This window comes from Marinococcus sp. LNHM4E3-1 (genome assembly GCF_056034405.1).
In genome coordinates, this window is the sequence record NZ_JBQLID010000022.1 from 1 (window position 1) to 21,034 (window position 21,034).

Genomic DNA, 21,034 nt, shown 5'->3' on the forward strand with positions numbered 1-21,034 from the left:
CCAGAAATTGTTTGCATGGGAAAACCACGGAAGAAGTGTTTCACGAAGAAGTGTTGCGCTTAAATTGACAATCTAAGTTACAAATAAAACAATCAGCACAGCCATTGTTAGTTCGGCAATAGGCATCGAAAGCCAAATACCGTTAACACCTAGTATTTGCGGCAGGACAAATAAGTAACCCAAATATAGGACGTAACTTCGGCCAAGAATAATCAATGTCGCAGACCATGCTTTTCCTACGGATTGAAAATACGTCATATAGACAAAGCTAATCCCTATAAACAGATATCCAACGAAAAATAAGCGAATGCCCTCTACTGCTAATGTAATAATGGTTTCGTCATTTACCCCAAATAAACGTACTAGCATAGGAGCAAAAATATAGCCAATTACAAATAAAATCAGCCCGAGACCGATAGCCGTTTTTTCTGCTAACGCGATTGTATTTTGCATCTGCAGTTTCTTTTTGGCACCGTGATAATAACTGATCATTGGCTGCATTGCGGTTTCAATACCAAAAAACGCTAGAAACATAAAACCGTGTAAATAATTAATAACAGAGAAAGCTGTAACCCCGTCTGTTCCTAAAGCTGCCACAATACTTAAGTTATAACCAATAATCAATACAAAAGCACCTGATTCTGCTAGTAAGCTTGGAAAACCAATCGCTAAAATTTGAGCCGTTGCCCGCCTTGACCAAGCCCATTCCAATTGATTTAATACGACTTGTTTCTTAAAAAAATGTGGAATAAAAATGGCTACTCCAACTACCCCTGCAAGTACTGTTGCTAAACCAGCCCCATAAACCCCTAATCCCAATGGAAAGATGAAAATGTAGTTAAGGATAATATTGATCACAGAGGTGACACCCAGCGAAACCATTCCCAGTACCGGCCGACCATCATTTCGGATGAAAATGCTTAGCAGCTGCTGTAATCCTAAAATCCAGCCAAGGGGAAATAAGACACGCAAATATTCTGTAGTCGGTGCCATCGTTTCCTCATTGGCACCGAGCCAAATGGCAAGCGTGTCTATGTTAATAGAACCGATAACACTAATAGTACCTAGCATTCCGATAAAAATAGTTACAGCTAACGTAAAACTGCTTCGCGCCTTTTTAATTGCACCTTCACCAATAGCGGATGAAAAGTAGGTGGCTCCACCAATACCAATCCATAAACTTGTTGCTAAAATGACCATAAAAATTGGTGAGGCTAGATTCATCCCTGCCAATCCAATCTCCCCAACGCCATGACCAACAAAAATACCGTCGAGAAGCATGTTAACCGACATAAGCAGCATTCCGAGGACTGCCGGAAAAAAGAAATGAAAGAACACCCGTTTTACTGGTTTATTCATAAGGTTTTGTTGCAAAGTTTCCATTTTTTTCCTCCTTCAAACGGAGTGTCTTTGAAGTGATGTCACGCTTAGAGACCTTTCACTTTAAATATCTACGATTATCTTGGTTTTTATTCGACATAAACCCCAATAGATTTGCATGAACATGATATTTTTATTTTATTTATCCCAGCGAGCGTCTATCCCTTCATTAAAGAATGCATACTCTTCTGCATTATCAATCCCTAAACTGTCTAATAGATTCGCGCTATGGAACACCTTCTCCGCCCGTGATTTGCGGTCATGCTCGAAATAGTAAAAGGCATCTTCGTGATCGTAATCACGCAGTAGTTTGGCTAAATACATCGCATCTTCAAACGCTAAAGTGGTCCCCATGCCGGCATTCGGGTCCGCTGTATGTAAAGCGTCCCCGATTAACACAACACGACCGTGCGAGTAATACTTCATTAAGTCAATGTAGTAAAGCTGCTTTGCAATAATATGATCTGTGGCTTCAATTAATTGTCGAATTGGCATTTCCCAGCCTTCAAAACGTGCAGCTATATCTGTTCTTAATTCCTCTGTCGCTTTTTCTTCAAAATCTTTTTTCGCAATTTTCCGTGGCTCTACTGAAATAAGTGACCATGAAATTTCTTCATCTGTGGGGTGATGCTTCGATACGAAGAAAATAAAATTATCATGGAAATACATCAGAGACGTATCCCTTGTAAAGTATTCTTTAAGTTCGCCTAGCTTTTCCGTTTCAATCATTCCGTACACACCCGTTTTGCCTAAGTACTTTAACGGATTTGCCGGGAATGGGAATAAAAGCTCCCGCGTTTTTGAACGCACACCATCTGCTCCGATCAAAACAGAACCAAAATCTTCTGTACCATCTTCGAACGTTACGTGGACACCTTCACCTTCCTGTACAAAATTTTTCAACCGTTTTCCGAATTGAATATTAATTCCTTTTTTAATAGCTTCTTTATATAACACATCAATTAGATGAAAACGAGCAATATTAATGAGATCCGGAAGTTCCTCTAATTCGAGTTTGTTTTCTACTTCTTCAAGTAATGGATTGTTATCCTTGTCAAGTACTGCAACATCGACTAAGTGATGGCTATTATTTTTAATTTCTTCGCCCAATCCCAGCATTTCAAGCATTTTCACGCCACTTGGATGGATAACAAAATGTCCGCCGACTTTGCCATACATTGGTGCCTGTTCATACAGGACACTATCAATATTTGCTTTCTTTAAAAATAGTGCCATGGCTAAACCTGCCACGCCCCCACCATTAATAACAACTTTGTTTTTCAAACAAATCACTCCCTTCGAGAAAACAATACCACTATTCGGACAATTGGTCAATTAAATTATGTTAAAACCCAATTAAAAAAGAATTTTTATCGAATTTAAATAAACATTAGTACGATTAACTAGTATAATAAAAATTAGTAAGATAAAAAAATAAGTTTAAAATAATTGGAGGAAATATGAGCAGACCTACAGGAGTGAATAGCGAGGATACAAAACAATTTATCGTAGATATTGCAACGAAAATATTTGAACACAAGGGTTATAGCGCTACATCTATGGCCGATATAAAAAAGGAAACAAATGTAAGTAAGGGAACGGTTTATTATCATTTTAAGAATAAAGAAGAATTGTATCTTTATTGTATTAAGCAAGTATCTAATGAATTTATTCGAAACTGGGATATTACATCAAAAACGGAGCGATCCGCTGAGAAGAAATTGTATATTTGGGCGAACTTAAACAATATCATGCTGCAAAAGCCGATTATGAATACCCTTCAAGAATATTTTGTGTCAACAAATGAACATAATTATGACGCTGTGCTTAATCTGTATGAACCTGAATTTCAAATCGTGAGTCGTATTTTAGAGGAAGGCATAAGTAGTGGGGAATTTAGGGAAGATTTGTTGATTGAAGATGTGTCGGTGCTTTTATATAACTTCATCACCTCTTTAGCGAATGCAGAGTTGTTTGGCTATCATTCAAATCAGGAACAAAAAAACTTATATAAGCTAGCTATTGATTTAATCGTGCCCGGACTAAAAAAATAAGAAGGGGGGGGGTGATTCGAGCCCATATACCCTCTATCCTTTTTTCTTTTTCCTACCTAAGGTATTCCCGGAACATGCCTCTGTAAATACTTACCCTCCTAGTTATACTAAATCCCCAACGTACGAATAGACGTTGGGGATTTTATATTATATATGTCTGTGTAAGACCGGCCGATACCATAACAGAGAGCATAGGTAGCTATACCCTTTGTTAATAGCCCCGCCAAAGAAAACGAATAGGAGGACACTGACACTATTTTCAAAGACGGCCAGACTAGGAGCCAGTAACAGAAAAACATTAAACTCAGTAATGCCGCCCGGAATCACCAGGAACACCTCACATAAAGAAATGGCACTTTACCATCCCTTTATTTCTTTTATTAACATAATCGCCGATTATTAGCAGCACATTAAAAAAACAGAGCTCCCCGTGATCAACGTGTTTAAAATGACAACGTTCATCGTAACTTTTTACTTCAATCCTTTAATTACTAGTGGACTCCCCTCCACCTTCTCCACTATACGTCTTCCTTTTTTCTATTATGCTTTATGGGCGCTATCTAATTCGTTGAAAAAATCTTCGTACTCTTTATTTTGTTCTATAACTTTGAATACATGTTTTAGAATTTCATTATGCCCGGCGTCGAATTCTTCCGAAGGGCGGCTTTTCCGCGGTGGACCTTTTCATATACTTCCTCCATGAAAAGAGTTTTAAGCCCCTCCATAGTGCTAAAAAATTCTTCTAAAACCTAGTCTATTTGACTGGGTTAAAATATACTCCACGAGTAATTAGATTTTCATCAAATTTATTGCTCTTCTAATGTAAGTTGAATAATTAACGCATGCATCCGGCAGCATCTACAGTAATTCTTTTTAAATCTACAACATTCAATTCGAGATTTATTTGTGAATATACCCACAATATTTTTAAAGTGTCTTCATTACTCGAGTTAACAAACCGATGCGGAATGTTTGCCGGAATGAAGGAAGTGTCATAGGGCTCTAAGTGACTTCTCCTTCCTCCTACATCGCAAAAAGCCTTACCTTCAAGAATGGTGACAGATTCTTCAACATTGTGAATATGACATGGTAAACATTTTCCAGGTTGAAAGACAGCAATACCTGTCATAATCGTTTTGGCACCCATTGTTTTCGAAGTCATTTCATAAAAGTTTACTCCTTCTTCCATTTCCACAGGTTCAACGTTTTTATATTTGTTTATTGCAGCCTGATAATTGATTTCATTCATAATCTTCATCCAATCTATAATAATTTAAATTTTTTCCGCCAATGCACTCTATACACTTTCATTATTATATCGCTTATCTTGATAATAATTTCGCAAAAAACGAAAGAAGAGAGCTACACTATTTATTTCAAGCAGACTAGAGTCACAGCAAGCCCAAGTATCAATCGTCAGCTTCTCCTTCACCTGTGCTTTATATAATCGTTGAGTATAAACATCGTCAGTTTCCTTTACTATAGATGCTGGTAGCAAAGCATATCCGAAACCTCTTAACACCATTTCTTTACTGGCTTCCATACTGTCTACAGTCATTTCTACCCGAGGTGGACGGTCGAATTTTTCATACCACCATTCATCCAACATATTGGTCATTACGTTCCCCGTTTTGTAATCAATTCTTGGTTTGTCCTCTAGCATCGTTAGTGCAATCTTCTCTTTTGACACAATACAAACAGGATCTTGAAACAATAATATGTTTTCTGCCCCTGCCACGTACTTGCCACGGATAATTCCAATATGGATAGCCTTACTCGTAAGAAGCGAGCTAATCTCTTTCGTCCAACCGCTTAAAATCTCGAATTTCACCTCAGGGTATGCTGAATGAAAACCTGCTAATACAGAAGGCAATTCATATTTTGCATAATAATTAGAAACACCAATTTTAATTTTTCCCGCTATCTCATTATTTATATTAGCAAGAGTTTTTTCTATATCTTCCAATTGCTGCAATATATTTTCTGCGTAGGCAGTTAAATATTCGCCCTGGGCGGTTAATTGTATCCCTTTACTTTTTCGCTGAAATATTGTAATATTCAGCTCTTGTTCTATCATTTTTAATTTTTTTGTTAGCGAGGGTTGGGATATAAACAACTCTCTAGCTGTTTTCGTAATATTAAGGTGTTTACGTAAGGCAGAAAGCACAAGCCATTCGTTTTCTCCCAAAACAATTCACCTCATTTTTTATTTCAATGATCAATTCCAGCTTCGGATTGTTTCATATAACGCTTTGCTATCGCTGGTAGAATACCTCCGTGCTTGTAGTATTCAACTTCAATAGAATTATCTAACCGTATAAGCATTTCAAATATTTTTGTTTCTCCCTTGCTTTTTGCTTCTACGGTAACTTTTCCATGTTCTACAATTTCTTCAGCTTTAATAGTAAAACTTTCTCGTCCATTTAATCCTAGAGAATCAGAACTAACTCCCTCCTCAAATTGAAGTGGAAGAATTCCCATTCCGACAAGATTACTACGATGAATCCTTTCGAAACTCTCAGCTAATACGGCGCGAATGCCTAACAAATAAGGACCTTTTGCTGCCCAATCTCTTGAACTGCCTGTACCATACTCCTTTCCTGCCAATACTACCAAATTTTGATTTTCTGCTTTATACTTCATTGCCGCTTCATATACTGGCATAATTTCTCCGGTGGGAAAGTGTTCTGTATATCCCCCTTCTATTTCATCTAATAATTGATTACGAAGCCTTACATTAGCAAATGTAGCACGAGCTAACACATGATAATTTCCCCGACGAGAAGGATAGGAATTAAAATTTTTCGGCTGAATGCCTTCTGCTTTTAAATAATGGCCAGCGGGACTATCAATTTTAATAGCTCCTGAAGGCGACACATGATCAGTAGTAACAGAATCCCCAAGCTTTACTAATATTCGGGCATCCGGAACATGAATGCTTTCTATCTTCTCTTTATTAAGATCAGAAAGAAATGGTGGTTTAGCAATGTAAGTAGAAGATTCATCCCACTCGTATTTTTCATTTTCAGGAGCTTTAAGTGTATTCCAATTCTCATTTAAAGTAAAAATACGGTCGTATCTTTTACGAAACATTTCAGGGGTAATGAAAGAGCTTTTGACATGAGCGATTTCTCTTGAGTCCGGCCAGATATTCTTTAAATAGACTGGCTGTCCACTACGATTGAAACCAATAGGGTCCTTTGTTAAGTCAATATTCATTGTGCCCGCTAAAGCATAGGCTACTACCAGTGGAGGAGAAGCCAAATAATTCATGTTGACTTTAGGATTTATACGTCCTTCAAAATTACGATTTCCGGATAGTACGGAAGCAACAGTCATATCATTTGAGGTGACTGCGTCCTCCACTTCCGGTAATAATTCCCCAGAATTTCCGATACAGGTGGCGCACCCGTATCCGGCTAAATGAAAGCCATAGTGTTCCAAATACTTTGTAAGACCAGAAGCATTTAAATAATCCGTAACAACTTTTGAGCCGGGAGTGAGAGAGCTTTTTACATAAGAAGGTTTATGCAGTCCCTGTTCAATGGCTTTTTTAGCTAAAAGAGCGGCCCCAATAAGTACATCAGGATTAGAGGTGTTTGTGCAGCTGGTTATAGCTGCCAGGACTACGTCTCCATGTTTTAAAGTAGTACCTTCTTTACTTAAACGAACTTCTTTTTTGAGCTCGTGCTCACTAAGGCCATAACCTTGAACATTCGCCCCTTGTTTTATAATTTTTTGATATTCTTGTTTTGCCTCTCCAAGCTTTATTTTATCTTGAGGACGTTTGGGGCCTGCTAATATGGATTCAACTTCCTTAAGATTTAGATGCACAACTTCCGAATAAACCGGATCTTCACTATTGTTTGAATAGAACATTTGCTGTTGTTTGTAATATTTTTTTACTAATTCCACGTTTGTCTTTGTATGCCCGATAAAATCCATGTATTCTAGCGTTCTTTCATCTACTGGAAAGTACCCCATTGTTGCTCCGTATTCCGGTGCCATATTCGCGATTGTGGCACGTTCAAATACACTCAGCGTTTCTAATCCAGGCCCGTGAAATTCGACAAATTTTCCGATAACGTCTTTTTGTCGGAGCAGATTAGTAATCGTAAGAGCAAGATCAGTGGAAGTCACACCTTCTTGAAGTTGACCAGTCAGCTTTACACCAACCACCTTCGGAGCAGTAAAGTAAAGAGGTTCATTCAGCATACGTGATTCTGCTTCAATACCGCCGACCCCGTAACCCACCACTCCAAGTCCATTTATCATAGTAGTATGTGAATCAGTACCAACTAAAGAGTCTGGGTAAACAAGGCGTCCCTCACTTGTCTCTTCTTCCACGATAACCTTTGACAAATATTCGAGGTTAATTTGATGCATAATCCCTGAAGAAGGAGGAAACACTCGAAAATTTTTAAAGCTTGATTGTGCCCATTTTAAAAAACGAAAACGCTCATGATTCCGTTCAAATTCTCTTTTTTCATTCAAAGTCCTTGCCTCAGCCACACCCGAATAATCGACCATTACAGAATGATCGACCACTAAATCTACAGGCACATGTGGATTAATTTCACTTGCCTTTGTTGGCAATTCATCACGTAGCATCGCCAAATCTACTATCGCCGGGACCCCCGTGGTATCATGCAGGAGAATTCTATACGGGTTAAAAGCCGTTTCTTCTTGCTCCCCGGCTGCCGACTGGGGCCACTCCATAAGTGCCTTTAAGTGCTTCTCTTTTATTTTTTCTCCATCCACAGCTCTTAGTCCTGATTCCAATACAATCCGAAGGCAAAAAGGCAGATCTTTTATCTTTCCTTTCATTATGTCTTGCAATTGAGCGATATCATAATAAGAATAGCAGTTCCCCTCAAATTTAAATGTGTTTAGAAATTGCGTTTTATTTTTCATACTGACCTCCCTCTAGTCTTTCACTACTAATTGTAGAAAATTTATGAAATAATTAAAAATACTTATTAATTATCTTCTTACATAAACAAAAGTTATTTCATTATATTAGGAAAATCATAGATCATGAATTAATAATTAATTTATTACGACAAACGATTATTTACCAGTGAATTTCGAATATACTCTACAAAAGCCCGCACGATCTTTAGATTCATTTGTTGGTCTTTGTAAATCATCCATGAAGGCCTCAATATGTAATTGTTCTGTTTGTCCCGCAGATCATGGGTGTACAATTCTTTTGCGTTTTCTAAAACCATTTCGGGTAAAATGCTATAGCCGAGCCCCTTTTTAACCATTTCAATACTTGTGTCCGTCTGATTTACCCTCATCGTAGTGAGCGGAAGAGTTTCAAAGTTTTCAAACCACCATTGTTCAATCAAGTCTCTTAACTTGGCATCCGTCTGGTAATCAATTCTTGGCATAGATGGGAGGTGCGATAATGTTATAGGATCAGTACTTGCCACACAAAGACGCTCTTCAAACAATAGTTTTTTTTGTCCCTGCCAGGCGTAATCTCCTCGAATAAAGCTAATATGAACTTCATTAGTATAAGCTAGATTTAACATATCTTTACTCCAACCCGATAAAACTTGAAAATTAACGTTTGGATAGATTGATTTAAAACCCTGAAGCATTTCAGGAAGACGATAACGAGTCATGAAATTGGCTACCCCAATTTTTATAGTTCCTGCATATTCTACATTCAAGTTCCACAAGTTGCTCTTTAACTCATCAAATTCCTTTAACAGTTCTTCAGCCCGTCTAGATAGATAATCTCCTTGAGGAGTGAGCTGTATTCCCTGGGAAGTGCGATACGCTATTTTTATATCATATTGCTTTTCGATGTTTTTAATTCTAGATGTCACAGCTGGCTGGGTCACATACAGTTTGGATGCAATGCTCGCTAAGCTTGTTTCGTTTTTGAAGGCTTTAAGTATCTCCCAATCTTTATTATCCACTCCGCTCCACTCCTTTTAGATCTTCTCTTCCATACTAATGAACAAGTAAAAAAATTTATATAAAAAAACAGAAGCACACTTTCTATCAAACGGGTCTAGATTACCACGTTCTCAAGAAAATGCACTCCTATAAGTACGAGTTTCTATAAACATTCACTTATTTGCTTAAACATTTTTTGAATTTTAAATTCGGTTAAAGGTTAGCTTGGATGAAAACTCAAAAAGGATCGCGTCTCGTTATCCATTCGAAGAACTACTTATTGTTGTTAAATGCTTGATGGATTTTTCTAAAAAAGTTTCACTTCCAAAACTGCCTGACTTTAAAACAATAATCATGTTTTTATCTAATGTCAGGCCAGAGGGCACGCCCGTTTCTATTTCTTCCAACACGTAATTCCCCTTGATTCCTAAAGTACGGGTTACACTTCCAGAAGTGTCTCCTCCTGCTACAATCAATTTCTTTCCATTAGTAATATTGAAAATTTCCTTCGTTAATTGAGCTAAAATTGCAGAAACTTGTTTACTGATTTCCAGCTCAGTCAAACCTGTGCGCTTGCCTTCCTGTTTCGTTTCCTCGACAATTTTTTCTTCGTCACTAGCCTTAATTAGAACATTTTCTCCACGACCAAGTATCGTTACTGCTTCATCAATTATTTTATTTTTTTCTCGTTTTAGTTCATTTTCCTGAAAAAGAAGTCTTGAATCGAAAATAAAAGTAGCCACCCCTTGGGATTGAATATAGGCAGTTTGCTGTTTTGTTTGAGGTGTAAGACTCCCAGCTATTACAAGCACGCCCTTATCATCTTTTAAACCGGTTAATTCATGTACTGGGTGCGTGAATTTTGATTCTTCTAAAAACGCAGGCAATTCTTCTGCGATTGCTGAAGCTCCTCCCCATACTTTGAAGTCCTTTATTGCTTCAGCTATATAAACTAAATCTTCTTGGTTTTCAGCATCTATAATGCAATAATTAGAAGAATTTTTTTTCTGATTAATTTCTCTTATTAGAGCCGCTGGGCCCTGTCTCACCGTAGATAAATTGATAAACGAAACTTTTCTGTTCGTTTGTTTTTCCAGTATTGAGACTAAGTTGGAATCCGTCATGGGATGCACCGGATCTGTTGAAAACGGGGTCTGTTCTAAGAGTGTATTATTAACATAATGACAACCTTCGATAGTCGTTCGTCCGTTTCGTGGAAAAGCTAGTACTGTAATTAAGAAATCTTCTTCCAACGTATCCAGCATAGCATCGAATTCACTGCCAATGTTTCCTCTAAACACAGAACATGTCTTATTAAAGTAGTGGGAACAATTCAAGCTTTTTAATTTTTCAGTTGCTTTCTGTACTTTATGATAAGCTAATTCCTTAACATCCAGCCGACTATCCGTGTCCATGATTAATACATCTACCTGTGGAGGTTCTGGGATCACCGTATCATAGGGCAGGATTTCTACTGAATATCCTTTATTGCTGAACATTACCCCAATGTCATTGGCCCCTGTAGTATCATCTGCTACAACACCTATCATATTGACCTCCCTCCCTTATATCTTTTTTACAATCTCATCAATACTCACTTCTAAACTAGTAAGTATTGGTACGTTTGCTGCTCCCGAATAAGTATCAGAAGCGCGACTCATCGATATTTGAGCCAGGACAACAACATCGCTTGTTTTATTTAGTTTTTCAATACTTTGATGAATCAGCTCATCGTGAAATTCAATACGCCTATCACGCAAAGCTTGAAAAGCTTCCGGTATCACATGGGTATCACATTGGACAGTCCGGTTTCCTGCTTCAGCAAGATTTCTAATAATTGTCTCTGAAGTCACGGCAGCCTGCTCAACAGTGGCTATGATGCCTATACTGTCTCCATAATTTAAAGCATCTTCGAGCATAGATAAATCGGCGTTGACGAAAGGCAACTCGGTGAGCTCTTTTAATTGTTGTTGGTACGGGGTGAAAACGGAGCATACGGCTAAAATACCATCTACTCCACTTTCCTCCGCTTTATTCATGAGGCTGATAAATCTTCGTAACGTGTAAGGAGTCACTTTTCCGTCTTTATTCACCTGGGAGATTAGGCCTTCATCTAAAAAATTAAGGATTTCATAATCAGGTGCCAGTTTCTGAAACCCTTCATTTACGGGATTAAACGAATTGCTTGTAGCGTGAATTAAACCAATGGTCTTACGCATGGTGATTCTCCTTAAAACTCGTTATTTTTCTTTCTTCATCCGCGGTTTGTAATGCGAGTGATGTAAAAAGTCATGGACTTTTGCTGTTGAAACTTCTTGCAATTTTATATCGCTTTTCGATTCGTCCAGACACATACGAGAAGCAATTTCCAGCGTCTCTAAACGCATTAATGCTTCTTTTAACGAATGATCGCAAACCGTTACGCCATGGTTTTTCATAATAACGATCGAGGAATGTTTAGCCTTGTCTGCTACAGCTTCGGCCAGTTCTCGTGTGCCTGGAGGATAGTAGTCCACGTAAGCTATATCTTCTAGATAATACATCGTTTCAATAAATAAATTGGATTTAAGACCTAAGTCAGAACAACCCAACAATGTTGAATAGTACGGGGAAGCATGAAGCACAGCTTGAACGTCCGGCCGGTTTTGGTAAATCCCGGTATGCATGAATGTTTCTTTCGACGCCCTGTTGTCTCCACTAGTTTTTTCTCCGGAAACGGCATTACATTGGACAAACGAATCTGTGGACAGGTCCCCGACTTTTGTGCCTGAAGCAGATATTAAAATCTCTGCTTCATCAACGCGCACGCTAATATTACCGGCAGTCCCCCATACTAAATGTAAGGATTTCATTTCTTTGCCTGTTTGTATTAGTTCATTTTTCCAATCCATTACTTGCTCAGTTCCTTGCCCATCTCTTGCAGCTGGTTGACTATAGCATCTGTAAAAGAAGACGTCGATTCTTCCCCTTTTAAATCCTTGGTCGTCACGCCTTTATCCATGGTGGAAAATATTCCTTTTTCCATATGGGCAGCCATGTCAAACAATTGCTGGTCATTATGTCTGCTTCCCAGCCATTGGAGCATCATGACCGTCGAGAGTAAGATGCCTACAGGATTTGCAATGTTTTGCCCTGCGATATCAGGAGCCGATCCGTGAGCAGCCTGAGCCATGACTTGATCATCATTTGTATTGATGGAAGGAGCTAACCCCAAACTGCCAGCCAGTTCACCAGTCAAATCTGAAAGAATGTCTCCGAACATATTTTCTGCCACGATGACATCGAATTCGTCTATTCTTCGTACTAAATGGGCAGCCATCGCATCAATATGAAAATCGTCTACTTCAACTTCTGGATAATCTTCAGCGATTTCTAAACAAATGTCCTTGAACATCCCTGTACCCAGCTTAATTACGTTTGCTTTGTGTACAATTGTTACTTTCTTTTTACGCTTTTGCGCCATTTCAAATGCTGCTTTCGCAATACGAGTAATCGCTTTACGCGTAAAAACTCCTGTCGATAGAACAACGTCTGGAGTGACCTGCCATTCCCCAGTGCCTAGAGCCATATTTCTATCCGTGTAAAACCCTTCGGTGTTCTCGCGGTAAATAACTAAGTCGGCTCCGCTCGTAATCCCCTGTACACTAGGGATTGCCTTAGTAGGTCGAACATTTGCGTAAAGGTCGAAATAGTGTCTGAGTTCACCGCTCGGATTTCTGTTTTCTTTGTGCTTTTCTGGATAGGAAGCTGAATCGTGGGGGCCCATGATCCACCCATCTGTTTTACTTAAAGCATCTTTAGTGACATCGGGTACTGGGTTATCAAATTCTTCTATCGCCTTCCACCCCATAGGATGGTCCTGAATATCTAATTCAACACCTTGAAACGGCTTAGATGCTTCGTTCAAAATTTTAATTGTTGATTCCACAATTTCAGGCCCGATCCCATCTCCGTACAATGCACCAATGTTGTATCTTTTCATATTAATTTCCTCCTTAAGGAAGTAGTGTTTTATATGTTACTGAGTGATTCTAATTTTGAAAAATACTTATATTAAATGGGAATTCATTAAATTATTTAATACTTACTAAGGGAGTCAAAACTATTCACTTTTCTCTTGCAAATGAGCACGTATAGAAGAAGTATCTTTTAGTACGGCCGCTTCTCTGTCTTCGTCACTTTTAATCTTTTCAGAAGCCAAATGAATAACTTGTTCAATATCGTCTTTAGGAATAATTACTACTCCATCTTCATCTGCGCTCACATAATCACCGGGCTTTACCGTTACGCCTCCGCATTCAATATTAACGTTGATTTTTCCGCGCTTTTCTTTTTTACCAGCGGCTACTGTGCTGCCTTGACAAAAGACAGGGTACTCCATATTAATAATTTCTCTTTGATCTCTAATCACTCCGTTTGTCACTACCCCCCTTACTCCTAGATGCTGGGCCATTTTTAAAATAAAATCTCCGGCTACAGCATGAGTAGTGTCGTTTTGAACATCAATTACTAGTACTTCTCCATCCTCCGCCTCATTGATGGCTCGAAGAACCTCTTTATTTTGTCCCGCTTGAATTTTGACAGTTCTTGCCGGCCCACAGACTTTCATGGCGTTATCTAATGGTTTAATCATATTTTCCATGTGATTTACGCCTTTAAGTCCGTCAGATAAAGCAGTAGTAGGCAATGCCTCTAATTTTGTCAGTATTTTAGTTGCTGTCATATTATTCCTCCTATTTTCAAATAAAACGTTTACGAATTAGGTGAAGAACCCTTCTTTCGTAGTAATATCCTTAACAACAGTGGCAAAAATGCTACGAGTAGTACGATAATGAATAAACCTAAAGTAACTGGTCGTTCCAGTAAAGAAATCGGGTTGTTGTTAGAAACGATCAATGATTGTAACAAGCTGGCTTCAGCGGTTGCTCCTAATACTAGAGCTAATACCACGGCAGCTGGGGAATAGCCATATAATTTCATGCTAAAACCGATAACCCCTGCGATAATTAATACCCAGGTTTCAATCATGCTGGAATTATAACTATAGCCACCGATGACACAAAGTACGACAATTATAGGTACTACTACTCTATAAGGAATATCCAGAAATTTCACAAATAATGGAATAGCTAAAATACTAACTAGAACCAGCATGACGTTCCCCAAATACATGCTAGTAATCATGCCCCAGGCAAATTCAGGATCTTGGGCCATTAACTGAGGACCAGGCTGCAGCCCCCATACTAGAAAAGCGCCTAATAATACAGCTGTAGCACCTGATCCAGGGATTCCCAATGTCAGCAAAGGAACCATTGCGCCTGATGAAGCAGCGTTGTTTCCGGCTTCAGGTGCAACTAGCCCGGCCATTTCGCCTCTGCCAAAGTTCTTAGATCTTTTAGACACCTTTTTTTCTACAGAATAGGAAAGGATTGATCCCAATGTAGCTCCCGAGCCCGGGAGGATACCGGCGCCGAATCCTAAAAGTCCTCCTCGTAAATGGGTAAACTTCGTCGTGGAAAAATCTTCGCGAGTAGGCCAAAAACCTTTACCAAGAAACGGCACTTTAATTTTTTCTTGTTTGTCTGTCCGGTGCAGTCCTGTGTATATGCAATACAGTAATTCACCGATTCCAAATAAACCAATTGCCACTGCTACAAATTCAATCCCGCCTATTAATTCCGGTGAACCGAATGTATATCTTTGCATTCCACTAATGACATCCACGCCTACCATAGAAATAGCAAAGCCGAACAAAGCCGAGATAAACCCTTTTAATTTGTCATCTCCCATCATCGTAGTGAGCAACAAAAGTCCGATTAAAATAATTAAAAAATATTCTGAAGGTCCAAAAGAGCTAGCTATCTCTGCTAATATCGGAGCGAGTGCTGTGATTAAAACTACTCCAATAGTTCCGCCAATAAACGAAGCGATAGCTTGCATCACCAGCGCCGGACCAGCTCTTCCCTGCTGAGCCAAAGGATAACCGTCTAACATGGAAGCTACAGTAGCAGCTTCTCCAGGGGTATTAATTAAGATCGAAGTAATTGTCCCCCCGTACATAGACCCGTAATAAATGCCTGCTAACATAATGATTGCGGTCGTGGTATCCAAATTAAATGTTAGCGGTAACAAAATTGCGATACCTGCTGCTGGACCAAAGCCAGGGAACATTCCGACGACCATTCCTACCATTACTCCAATTAGTAAAAAAACAAGATTAGTAGGAGTAAAAGCTACCGAAAAACCTATACCAAGATTATTTATCCAATCAGCAAACATGGGTTTCTCACTCCTTCCTTAACTCAAAAACCAAAAATTCCCTGTGGCATGCTTGCTTGCAGCCACACATCGAACAATAAAAATAAACTGACTGGAATTAAAATGCTGCAAGCGATATTAACAATATATTTTTTGCGATTCAGGTAAAACAAGGAAACTAACATAAATAACACCATTGAAATAATCCCGCCTAGTATTGGCAAACACGCAATAAATCCAGCGATCAGCAAAGCTACTATCAACATGTCCTTAGGATATTTTGGAGTATCTTCTTGCTCTGATGATGCTTCTTGATCCTCTTTTAATGCTTGTACCTGACGGTCCACTATACTTTCACCTTTGTCTCCCTGATCTTTTTGGGAGAAATCTTTATAAGTATTAATAGCAAGTAAGCAAGTCATAAGACCTCCAATCGTTACTGGAAAGAATCCGGGCCCCGGAGTTGCGCCATTAAAAATCTGGAATTGAACAACCGCCATTATGGTATATATCAACGACACCAAGAAAAAAATTCCAGAAAATACTATTTTCATCAAACTCCCTCTCTTTCTATTCACGTTAGCTTCTCTTTTAGATAACGCTTTCATTTGTATATAAATAGTGTATGATGAAATTAAGCATAAATAAAATATTAAAATTAAATATATTACCATCAATTTTTTCTATTAAAGGAGTGTACGTATTGAATTACAAAGATTGGCGCATGTTAGAGACTTTATTGCACGAAAAAAATATTACAAAAGCTGCTGAAAAACTGTACATCTCTCAACCCTCTATGACCTATCGGCTCAAGCAATTGGAAAAGGAACTCGGAGTAGTAATTCTTCAAAGGAGCCGTTCCGGCATCGAATTTACAGAACAGGGAGAACATTTGGTTCGTTACGCTCTCGAAATGTTAACCAGGTATCGTGATTTAAAAGAAGATTTATGGAATATGGATGAAAACACGGTTGGCACCCTTAATCTGGGTGTGGCCCGGGCGATAGCTATTTACAAGTTGCCCCAATTACTTAGTGAATTTAAGCGGCTTTTTCCTTCTGTTGATTTCACTGTCCGTACCGGACTTAACCCTGACCTTATTCAATCTGTTTATAATCAGGAGTTTCACATAGGAATTGTTCGTGGCGACCATCATTGGGCCGAGGAGAAGGAAAACTTATCTGAGGAAAACATCTGTGTTATTTCTGCTTCTCCGTTTCAGTTTGACGACTTGCCTTCTATCAATCGCATTAGTTATCAGACTGATCCCTCTCTCATTATGATTATAGACAATTGGTGGAAAAATAACTTTATGCTGCCAACCAAGACTACAATGCATGTAGGAAATATGGAAATAGCCAAGCGCATGGTAAAACATGGTCTTGGCTATGCTATCGTTCCTGATATAGTTATTGAAGACCAGGACAACTTTTATATCCATAATCTTAAAGATCAAGACAATAATTATATTAAATGGACCACATGGTTATTATATAAATCAGAATATTATAAGCTTTCCACAGTACGAGAATTTGCAAGGTTTGTGACTAAAAATTTTTACGTCTAGATATTTCTACTGTAATAATTTTTTTGGGTTTTCTACCGTCATATGACGGATTTGTTCATAAGAAATTCCATTTTTATGAATGTAGTTTAAATAATGTTCCATTGCTTGATGCCACTCTGGATTTTCTATTTGACCGCTGTCACTTGAAATTATAGTTGATTCTACCCCTACTTCTCTAATAGCTGAATAGTTTTTTTCTAAATTTAATTCATATTTTCCATTGCCAACAGGCTGGGCATACGTTCGCTCAAAATAAACTTCTGATTCTGCTAATAATCGCCGTTGATCATTGATCGATAAATTAACAGCGTAAAATTCTGGGTGTGTAATGATGATTTTTTGCACGCCTTGAGCTTTCGCCTCTTTGCAGACAGCAAATATTTCTTCTCTGGATATGTGCCCTGTAGCTAAAATAGCGTTGTGATTCGCAATTTCTTTTAAGACGGGAATCAATTCCGCTTTCACTTTCCCTTGTTCAGCAACCGTTATTCCATCGCCTTGCTGCTCATAATTGCGGTGATTTTTAGCAGAAACGGTAGGCAGCCAAACAATTTTTGCACCCAAAGTTAAAGCTGCTGAAACCGCGTTAACATTTAATCCTCCGACAAACTCATTTAATGTGATACTTCCAATAAAAAAATTACTATTAAGCGACTGATTCACAAGCCACGCTCGATCCATCGTAGGAAAATAATGCGATTTTAAAACAATATGTTTTGCTCCTCTTTTTTTCGCTTTTTCAGCGAGACTCCAATCGGTGTGTGAGCGTTCTCTAATATCTGGAAACGAATGTACGTGAAGATCGATGATGCCATTTAATAAATTCATTATTTCTCCCCTCTTATTCACAATATATTTGTACTGATTTGGATAATATGTAGAACGGATATTTAGTAACATATAAAATAATACCCTTCTTAGATCATTTTTTCATTAAAAACTAAATGATTAAGAAGGGTATAAGCATGGAGATTAACTTCTAGCTATATAAACTTTTTAATGTAACAGTCTAATACAGGTTTATTTACTCTCTTCTTCTATTACTCCTGTTTCAATAAGTGTATTTTCGAATTCAGCGTGCGTTTCGTCTAAATATTCTTTAAAATCTTCTCCCCACAGCAGGTTTTCATTCAAGTTATTCTTTTCAATGTACTCATCAAAGGCCTCAGATTTAGTTACTTCTTTCATGGCTTCAATCCAATATTCTTGTTCTTCCTCCGAAACGTTCCCAGGTAACATTACTCCACGCGGCAAAGAAAAAGTAAAGTCATATCCCGCTTCTTTAAAAGTCGGTACTTCGTCTAAGCTTTCACTTCTTTCCTCTCCGGAATATGCTAACGCTTTCAATTCGCCTGATTCAATTTGACCTAGAATTTCATTAGGCTCTGCTACCAGTGCATCTATGCTATCAGAAGTTAAAGATGTTGTTACTTGACCAGACTCTTGATACGGAGTGTAGTCAACTTCTATCCCTGCTTCTTGTTCAAATAAAGCAGTTACTACTCTTCCGGGTCCTACGGTTCCTGTACTTCCAACGCTTAGATCTTCTTCTTTAGCTGCTTCGGCAAATTCTTCGATAGTATCATATGGAGAGTCTCCGGCTACAGCAAATAACGACTCGTCTGAAGCTAATAAACCGACTGGAGTAAAGTCCTCATAAGACCAGTCTGTATCTGCAGATAATGGGGTGGCAATCATGTTGCCACTAGTTGCTGTTAGTTGGTATGGATCTCCTTCTTGTTGTTTAAAATAGCTCCACCCTTGGGCCCCGCTTCCACCTTCACGGTTTTCAACTACAATGTTTTCCGGATAAATTTCTTCTTCTTGAAGAATGTCTACGACAGTCCGAGACATTAGATCATTACCCCCGCCTGGGCCGAACGCTACCGTCCACTCCGCTTGCTCATTGGGAAAATCATTTGAAGAACCACTTGAACTCTCTCCTTCTCCTTCTCCACTCCCACAAGCTGTTAGACCGATCACTGAAATCCCCAATCCTAATCCTACTGTTAACCGTTTAATGTTTCTTTTCATCCTTTCTCCCCCTCTTGTAAGCGTTATCAAATATTGAATACTCTAATCATAGGATAGTTTTTACAATTAATAAAATATTTATTTTTAATTGGATTCAATCAATATTTTCTATCATACGATTAAAGCACCTTTTCTCGAAAATCTATCGGCGAGTCTTAACAATGCGGAAGCCTGCCCGGGCCGAGAACAATTACAATAGGTAAAATACGACGTATCTCTGATGATCGAATCAACTACATAGGTTCTTGTGGAGTTAACCATCCACCCTTTCGTGGAAGACCACCTACAGTTAGTAGATGCTTCTTTACCTTAAGAAAAAGATCCAGTTTTAAAGATCTGATGTTGATGATAGAAAAGCCTGCAACTCATGTCCGGTTTTTTATGACCTTCTCCATCACGGAGAATATGAATAAACAACCATAATGGAATTTAACGATGGAGAGGATACGAATAGCATGCAAAGGGTGTTATGTAACGTGTTGGAGAGCTTTCCGCAATTCGATCCCATATGCTTATTCATCGGATGGAGAAACGAGTCGAAGAATTAGAAAAATGGTCACACCAAGATCATACGGATAATAAGGCTAAAGATACGTCATGAAAGAATGGAAAGTACAATCATTGGTAGGCGTATTAGCTACTACCATTTACTTAGCTATATTTAATTTTAGGTTATTATCTTTTCTTATTGAAGTAGTAATCACTATAGCAGTAGTCATTCCAGTAGCAGCATGGGAAAGTAAGTTCCTTGAAGCCCTTAAAGAAAAGAGTTGAATATAGAGGCATAAAAAGAGAGCGCATTGGGCATCCTCTTTTTGTTAATTCATAAGTTTTATTGGTGCTTATTACGCCAGTAAGAATAGCTCCTATTAAACATAATCGAAATTATCAGTAGTTATTTACTTAACACAAGTGTGTCTTGTATGTCTTCTTTAACCTATCGAAATCGACATGAAAAAATTGCCGCAACAAAAAGAGACCTCAATATGTGCTAAGGCCTTAAGAAAGATTTATTATGCAAATTGTAAGAATGTTTGTTTTTTTAGTTTCACCAATGGTCAACATAGCTTTATCAATCTTGTCTAATATCCAAAAAAGCCATCTTTATTTATTTTCCGCTTCGGTACATTTTGATTTTTTATATAAGCAGATACAGTGTCTACCATTGATTTCGGCCCAGCGATAAAGTAATTACCTCTATTTTGATACAGGGTGATGAATTTATCTATCTCCTCTTGAAGGTGATTTCTTGAATCAAGGTACTTTACATTCATTACATTATCATCAGTCATACCATCAAGTTCATCTTTAAATATATAAAGTTTTGTACTGTCCAGGTAAAGCAAGTTTATTTGTTTTTCGTCCGTATTCCCTTCTTGAATTATTTGTTTTAAAATCGCCCGGTACGGAGTAATCCCGATTCCTCCTGCAATGAAGAGAGTCGGGAGAGTGTCCTTCAGGTAAAAAGACCCTACAGGCCCGCTCATTTTAATGTTCATATCTGGTTTTAATTCCAGTAACGCCTGTTTAAATTCACTTGGTTCTTCCCTTATCGTCGTGGTTATTTTTACTACCTTTTCTGCCGGTACCGCTGACAATGTGAATGGTTTAGTAGGATTTTTTACTTTTTTATGCATAATAGTAAACAAACCATGCTGGCCTGCTGTCCAAGTTAAGTCGTGTGGTTTTTCAAATAGAAAGGAGTACACTCTTTCAGACTCCTTGTGCCTTTCTATAAATGATAATTCCCTCTTTTTAAATACAGATGTCATATCTTTTAATAAATTCATCCTGCTCCCTCCTCTAAATCTTTTAGAAGCTTTCACGC

General features: G+C 38.3%; 19 protein-coding genes. 3 read left to right on the forward strand and 16 right to left on the reverse strand.

Annotation, left to right across the window (positions count from 1 at the left end; all coding sequences use genetic code 11):
* Window positions 1-72 precede the first annotated feature (72 nt).
* A complete protein-coding gene (locus tag ACTRXI_RS15515) occupies window positions 73-1,383 on the reverse strand; it encodes an MATE family efflux transporter (protein WP_474264026.1) in 1,311 nt (436 codons plus the stop codon).
* Between the two features lie 135 nt (window positions 1,384-1,518).
* Window positions 1,519-2,664, reverse strand: coding sequence for an FAD-dependent oxidoreductase (locus tag ACTRXI_RS15520; RefSeq protein WP_474264028.1), 1,146 nt, complete (start codon window positions 2,662-2,664; stop codon window positions 1,519-1,521).
* A gap of 176 nt (window positions 2,665-2,840) precedes the next feature.
* On the opposite strand from ACTRXI_RS15520, the gene ACTRXI_RS15525 reads away from it, so the two are divergent.
* Window positions 2,841-3,434 carry a TetR/AcrR family transcriptional regulator gene (locus ACTRXI_RS15525; protein WP_474264030.1) on the forward strand — a complete coding sequence of 198 codons (594 nt, stop codon included), beginning with the start codon at window positions 2,841-2,843 and terminating at the stop codon, window positions 3,432-3,434.
* An 835-nt stretch (window positions 3,435-4,269) separates the two neighbouring features.
* Here ACTRXI_RS15525 and ACTRXI_RS15530 read toward each other — a convergent pair.
* The 11 genes from ACTRXI_RS15530 to ACTRXI_RS15580 form a co-directional block, all read right to left on the reverse strand.
* Window positions 4,270-4,683: a cupin domain-containing protein gene (locus ACTRXI_RS15530; protein WP_474264032.1), complete on the reverse strand. Its 414-nt coding sequence runs from the start codon at window positions 4,681-4,683 to the stop codon at window positions 4,270-4,272.
* A gap of 48 nt (window positions 4,684-4,731) precedes the next feature.
* Window positions 4,732-5,622 carry a LysR family transcriptional regulator gene (locus tag ACTRXI_RS15535; protein ID WP_474264034.1) on the reverse strand — a complete coding sequence of 297 codons (891 nt, stop codon included), beginning with the start codon at window positions 5,620-5,622 and terminating at the stop codon, window positions 4,732-4,734.
* A gap of 23 nt (window positions 5,623-5,645) precedes the next feature.
* Window positions 5,646-8,348, reverse strand: a complete 2,703-nt coding sequence (acnA, locus tag ACTRXI_RS15540) for an aconitate hydratase AcnA (protein ID WP_474264036.1) — start codon at window positions 8,346-8,348, stop codon at window positions 5,646-5,648.
* Window positions 8,349-8,491: 143 nt separating this feature from the next.
* The gene (locus ACTRXI_RS15545; RefSeq protein WP_474264038.1) at window positions 8,492-9,367 is read right to left on the reverse strand and encodes a LysR family transcriptional regulator; all 876 of its coding nucleotides are present in this window, start codon (window positions 9,365-9,367) and stop codon (window positions 8,492-8,494) included.
* 237 nt (window positions 9,368-9,604) lie between these two features.
* A complete protein-coding gene (locus ACTRXI_RS15550) occupies window positions 9,605-10,897 on the reverse strand; it encodes a four-carbon acid sugar kinase family protein (protein WP_474264040.1) in 1,293 nt (430 codons plus the stop codon).
* Between the two features lie 15 nt (window positions 10,898-10,912).
* Entirely contained in the window at window positions 10,913-11,566 is a 654-nt protein-coding gene (locus tag ACTRXI_RS15555; RefSeq protein WP_474264042.1) for an aspartate/glutamate racemase family protein, read from the reverse strand.
* A 21-nt stretch (window positions 11,567-11,587) separates the two neighbouring features.
* Entirely contained in the window at window positions 11,588-12,238 is a 651-nt protein-coding gene (locus ACTRXI_RS15560; RefSeq protein WP_474264044.1) for a class II aldolase/adducin family protein, read from the reverse strand.
* Window positions 12,238-13,329, reverse strand: coding sequence for an isocitrate/isopropylmalate dehydrogenase family protein (locus ACTRXI_RS15565; RefSeq protein WP_474264046.1), 1,092 nt, complete (start codon window positions 13,327-13,329; stop codon window positions 12,238-12,240). The genes ACTRXI_RS15560 and ACTRXI_RS15565 overlap by 1 nt, the downstream gene beginning before the upstream one ends.
* Before the next feature lie 120 nt (window positions 13,330-13,449).
* Window positions 13,450-14,070 (reverse strand): RraA family protein, encoded by a 621-nt coding sequence (locus tag ACTRXI_RS15570; RefSeq protein WP_474264048.1) that lies wholly within the window; start codon window positions 14,068-14,070, stop codon window positions 13,450-13,452.
* A gap of 29 nt (window positions 14,071-14,099) precedes the next feature.
* Complete coding sequence (locus ACTRXI_RS15575) at window positions 14,100-15,626, reverse strand: tripartite tricarboxylate transporter permease (RefSeq protein WP_474264050.1); 1,527 nt, start codon at window positions 15,624-15,626, stop codon at window positions 14,100-14,102.
* A gap of 23 nt (window positions 15,627-15,649) precedes the next feature.
* Window positions 15,650-16,159 carry a tripartite tricarboxylate transporter TctB family protein gene (locus ACTRXI_RS15580; protein WP_474264052.1) on the reverse strand — a complete coding sequence of 170 codons (510 nt, stop codon included), beginning with the start codon at window positions 16,157-16,159 and terminating at the stop codon, window positions 15,650-15,652.
* A gap of 149 nt (window positions 16,160-16,308) precedes the next feature.
* Here ACTRXI_RS15580 and ACTRXI_RS15585 point away from each other — a divergent pair, with 149 nt between their 5' ends.
* Window positions 16,309-17,172, forward strand: a complete 864-nt coding sequence (locus ACTRXI_RS15585) for a LysR family transcriptional regulator (protein ID WP_474264054.1) — start codon at window positions 16,309-16,311, stop codon at window positions 17,170-17,172.
* A 6-nt stretch (window positions 17,173-17,178) separates the two neighbouring features.
* Here the strand turns inward: ACTRXI_RS15585 and ACTRXI_RS15590 are convergent, their stop codons facing one another.
* Both ACTRXI_RS15590 and ACTRXI_RS15595 read right to left on the reverse strand, forming a co-directional pair.
* Window positions 17,179-18,000 (reverse strand): DUF6282 family protein, encoded by an 822-nt coding sequence (locus ACTRXI_RS15590; protein WP_474264056.1) that lies wholly within the window; start codon window positions 17,998-18,000, stop codon window positions 17,179-17,181.
* Window positions 18,001-18,192: 192 nt separating this feature from the next.
* The gene (locus tag ACTRXI_RS15595; protein ID WP_474264058.1) at window positions 18,193-19,206 is read right to left on the reverse strand and encodes a tripartite tricarboxylate transporter substrate binding protein; all 1,014 of its coding nucleotides are present in this window, start codon (window positions 19,204-19,206) and stop codon (window positions 18,193-18,195) included.
* Window positions 19,207-19,803: 597 nt separating this feature from the next.
* Here ACTRXI_RS15595 and ACTRXI_RS15600 point away from each other — a divergent pair.
* A complete protein-coding gene (locus ACTRXI_RS15600) occupies window positions 19,804-19,980 on the forward strand; it encodes a hypothetical protein (protein WP_474264060.1) in 177 nt (58 codons plus the stop codon).
* Window positions 19,981-20,288: 308 nt separating this feature from the next.
* Here the strand turns inward: ACTRXI_RS15600 and ACTRXI_RS15605 are convergent, their stop codons facing one another.
* A complete protein-coding gene (locus ACTRXI_RS15605) occupies window positions 20,289-20,996 on the reverse strand; it encodes an FAD-dependent oxidoreductase (protein ID WP_474264062.1) in 708 nt (235 codons plus the stop codon).
* Between the last annotated feature and the right edge of the window lie 38 nt (window positions 20,997-21,034).

Coding starts and splice junctions, on each gene's coding strand:
- ACTRXI_RS15515 (WP_474264026.1), bottom strand. CDS start 1,383: ATGGAAACTTTGCAACAAAACCTTATGAATAAACCAGTAAAACGGGTG.
- ACTRXI_RS15570 (WP_474264048.1), bottom strand. CDS start 14,070: ATGACAGCAACTAAAATACTGACAAAATTAGAGGCATTGCCTACTACT.
- ACTRXI_RS15595 (WP_474264058.1), bottom strand. CDS start 19,206: ATGAAAAGAAACATTAAACGGTTAACAGTAGGATTAGGATTGGGGATT.
- ACTRXI_RS15525 (WP_474264030.1), top strand. CDS start 2,841: ATGAGCAGACCTACAGGAGTGAATAGCGAGGATACAAAACAATTTATC.
- ACTRXI_RS15530 (WP_474264032.1), bottom strand. CDS start 4,683: ATGAATGAAATCAATTATCAGGCTGCAATAAACAAATATAAAAACGTT.
- acnA (WP_474264036.1), bottom strand. CDS start 8,348: ATGAAAAATAAAACGCAATTTCTAAACACATTTAAATTTGAGGGGAAC.
- ACTRXI_RS15600 (WP_474264060.1), top strand. CDS start 19,804: ATGAAAGAATGGAAAGTACAATCATTGGTAGGCGTATTAGCTACTACC.
- ACTRXI_RS15580 (WP_474264052.1), bottom strand. CDS start 16,159: ATGAAAATAGTATTTTCTGGAATTTTTTTCTTGGTGTCGTTGATATAT.
- ACTRXI_RS15575 (WP_474264050.1), bottom strand. CDS start 15,626: ATGTTTGCTGATTGGATAAATAATCTTGGTATAGGTTTTTCGGTAGCT.
- ACTRXI_RS15560 (WP_474264044.1), bottom strand. CDS start 12,238: ATGGATTGGAAAAATGAACTAATACAAACAGGCAAAGAAATGAAATCC.
- ACTRXI_RS15550 (WP_474264040.1), bottom strand. CDS start 10,897: ATGATAGGTGTTGTAGCAGATGATACTACAGGGGCCAATGACATTGGG.
- ACTRXI_RS15565 (WP_474264046.1), bottom strand. CDS start 13,329: ATGAAAAGATACAACATTGGTGCATTGTACGGAGATGGGATCGGGCCT.
- ACTRXI_RS15605 (WP_474264062.1), bottom strand. CDS start 20,996: ATGAATTTATTAAAAGATATGACATCTGTATTTAAAAAGAGGGAATTA.
- ACTRXI_RS15555 (WP_474264042.1), bottom strand. CDS start 11,566: ATGCGTAAGACCATTGGTTTAATTCACGCTACAAGCAATTCGTTTAAT.
- ACTRXI_RS15590 (WP_474264056.1), bottom strand. CDS start 18,000: ATGAATTTATTAAATGGCATCATCGATCTTCACGTACATTCGTTTCCA.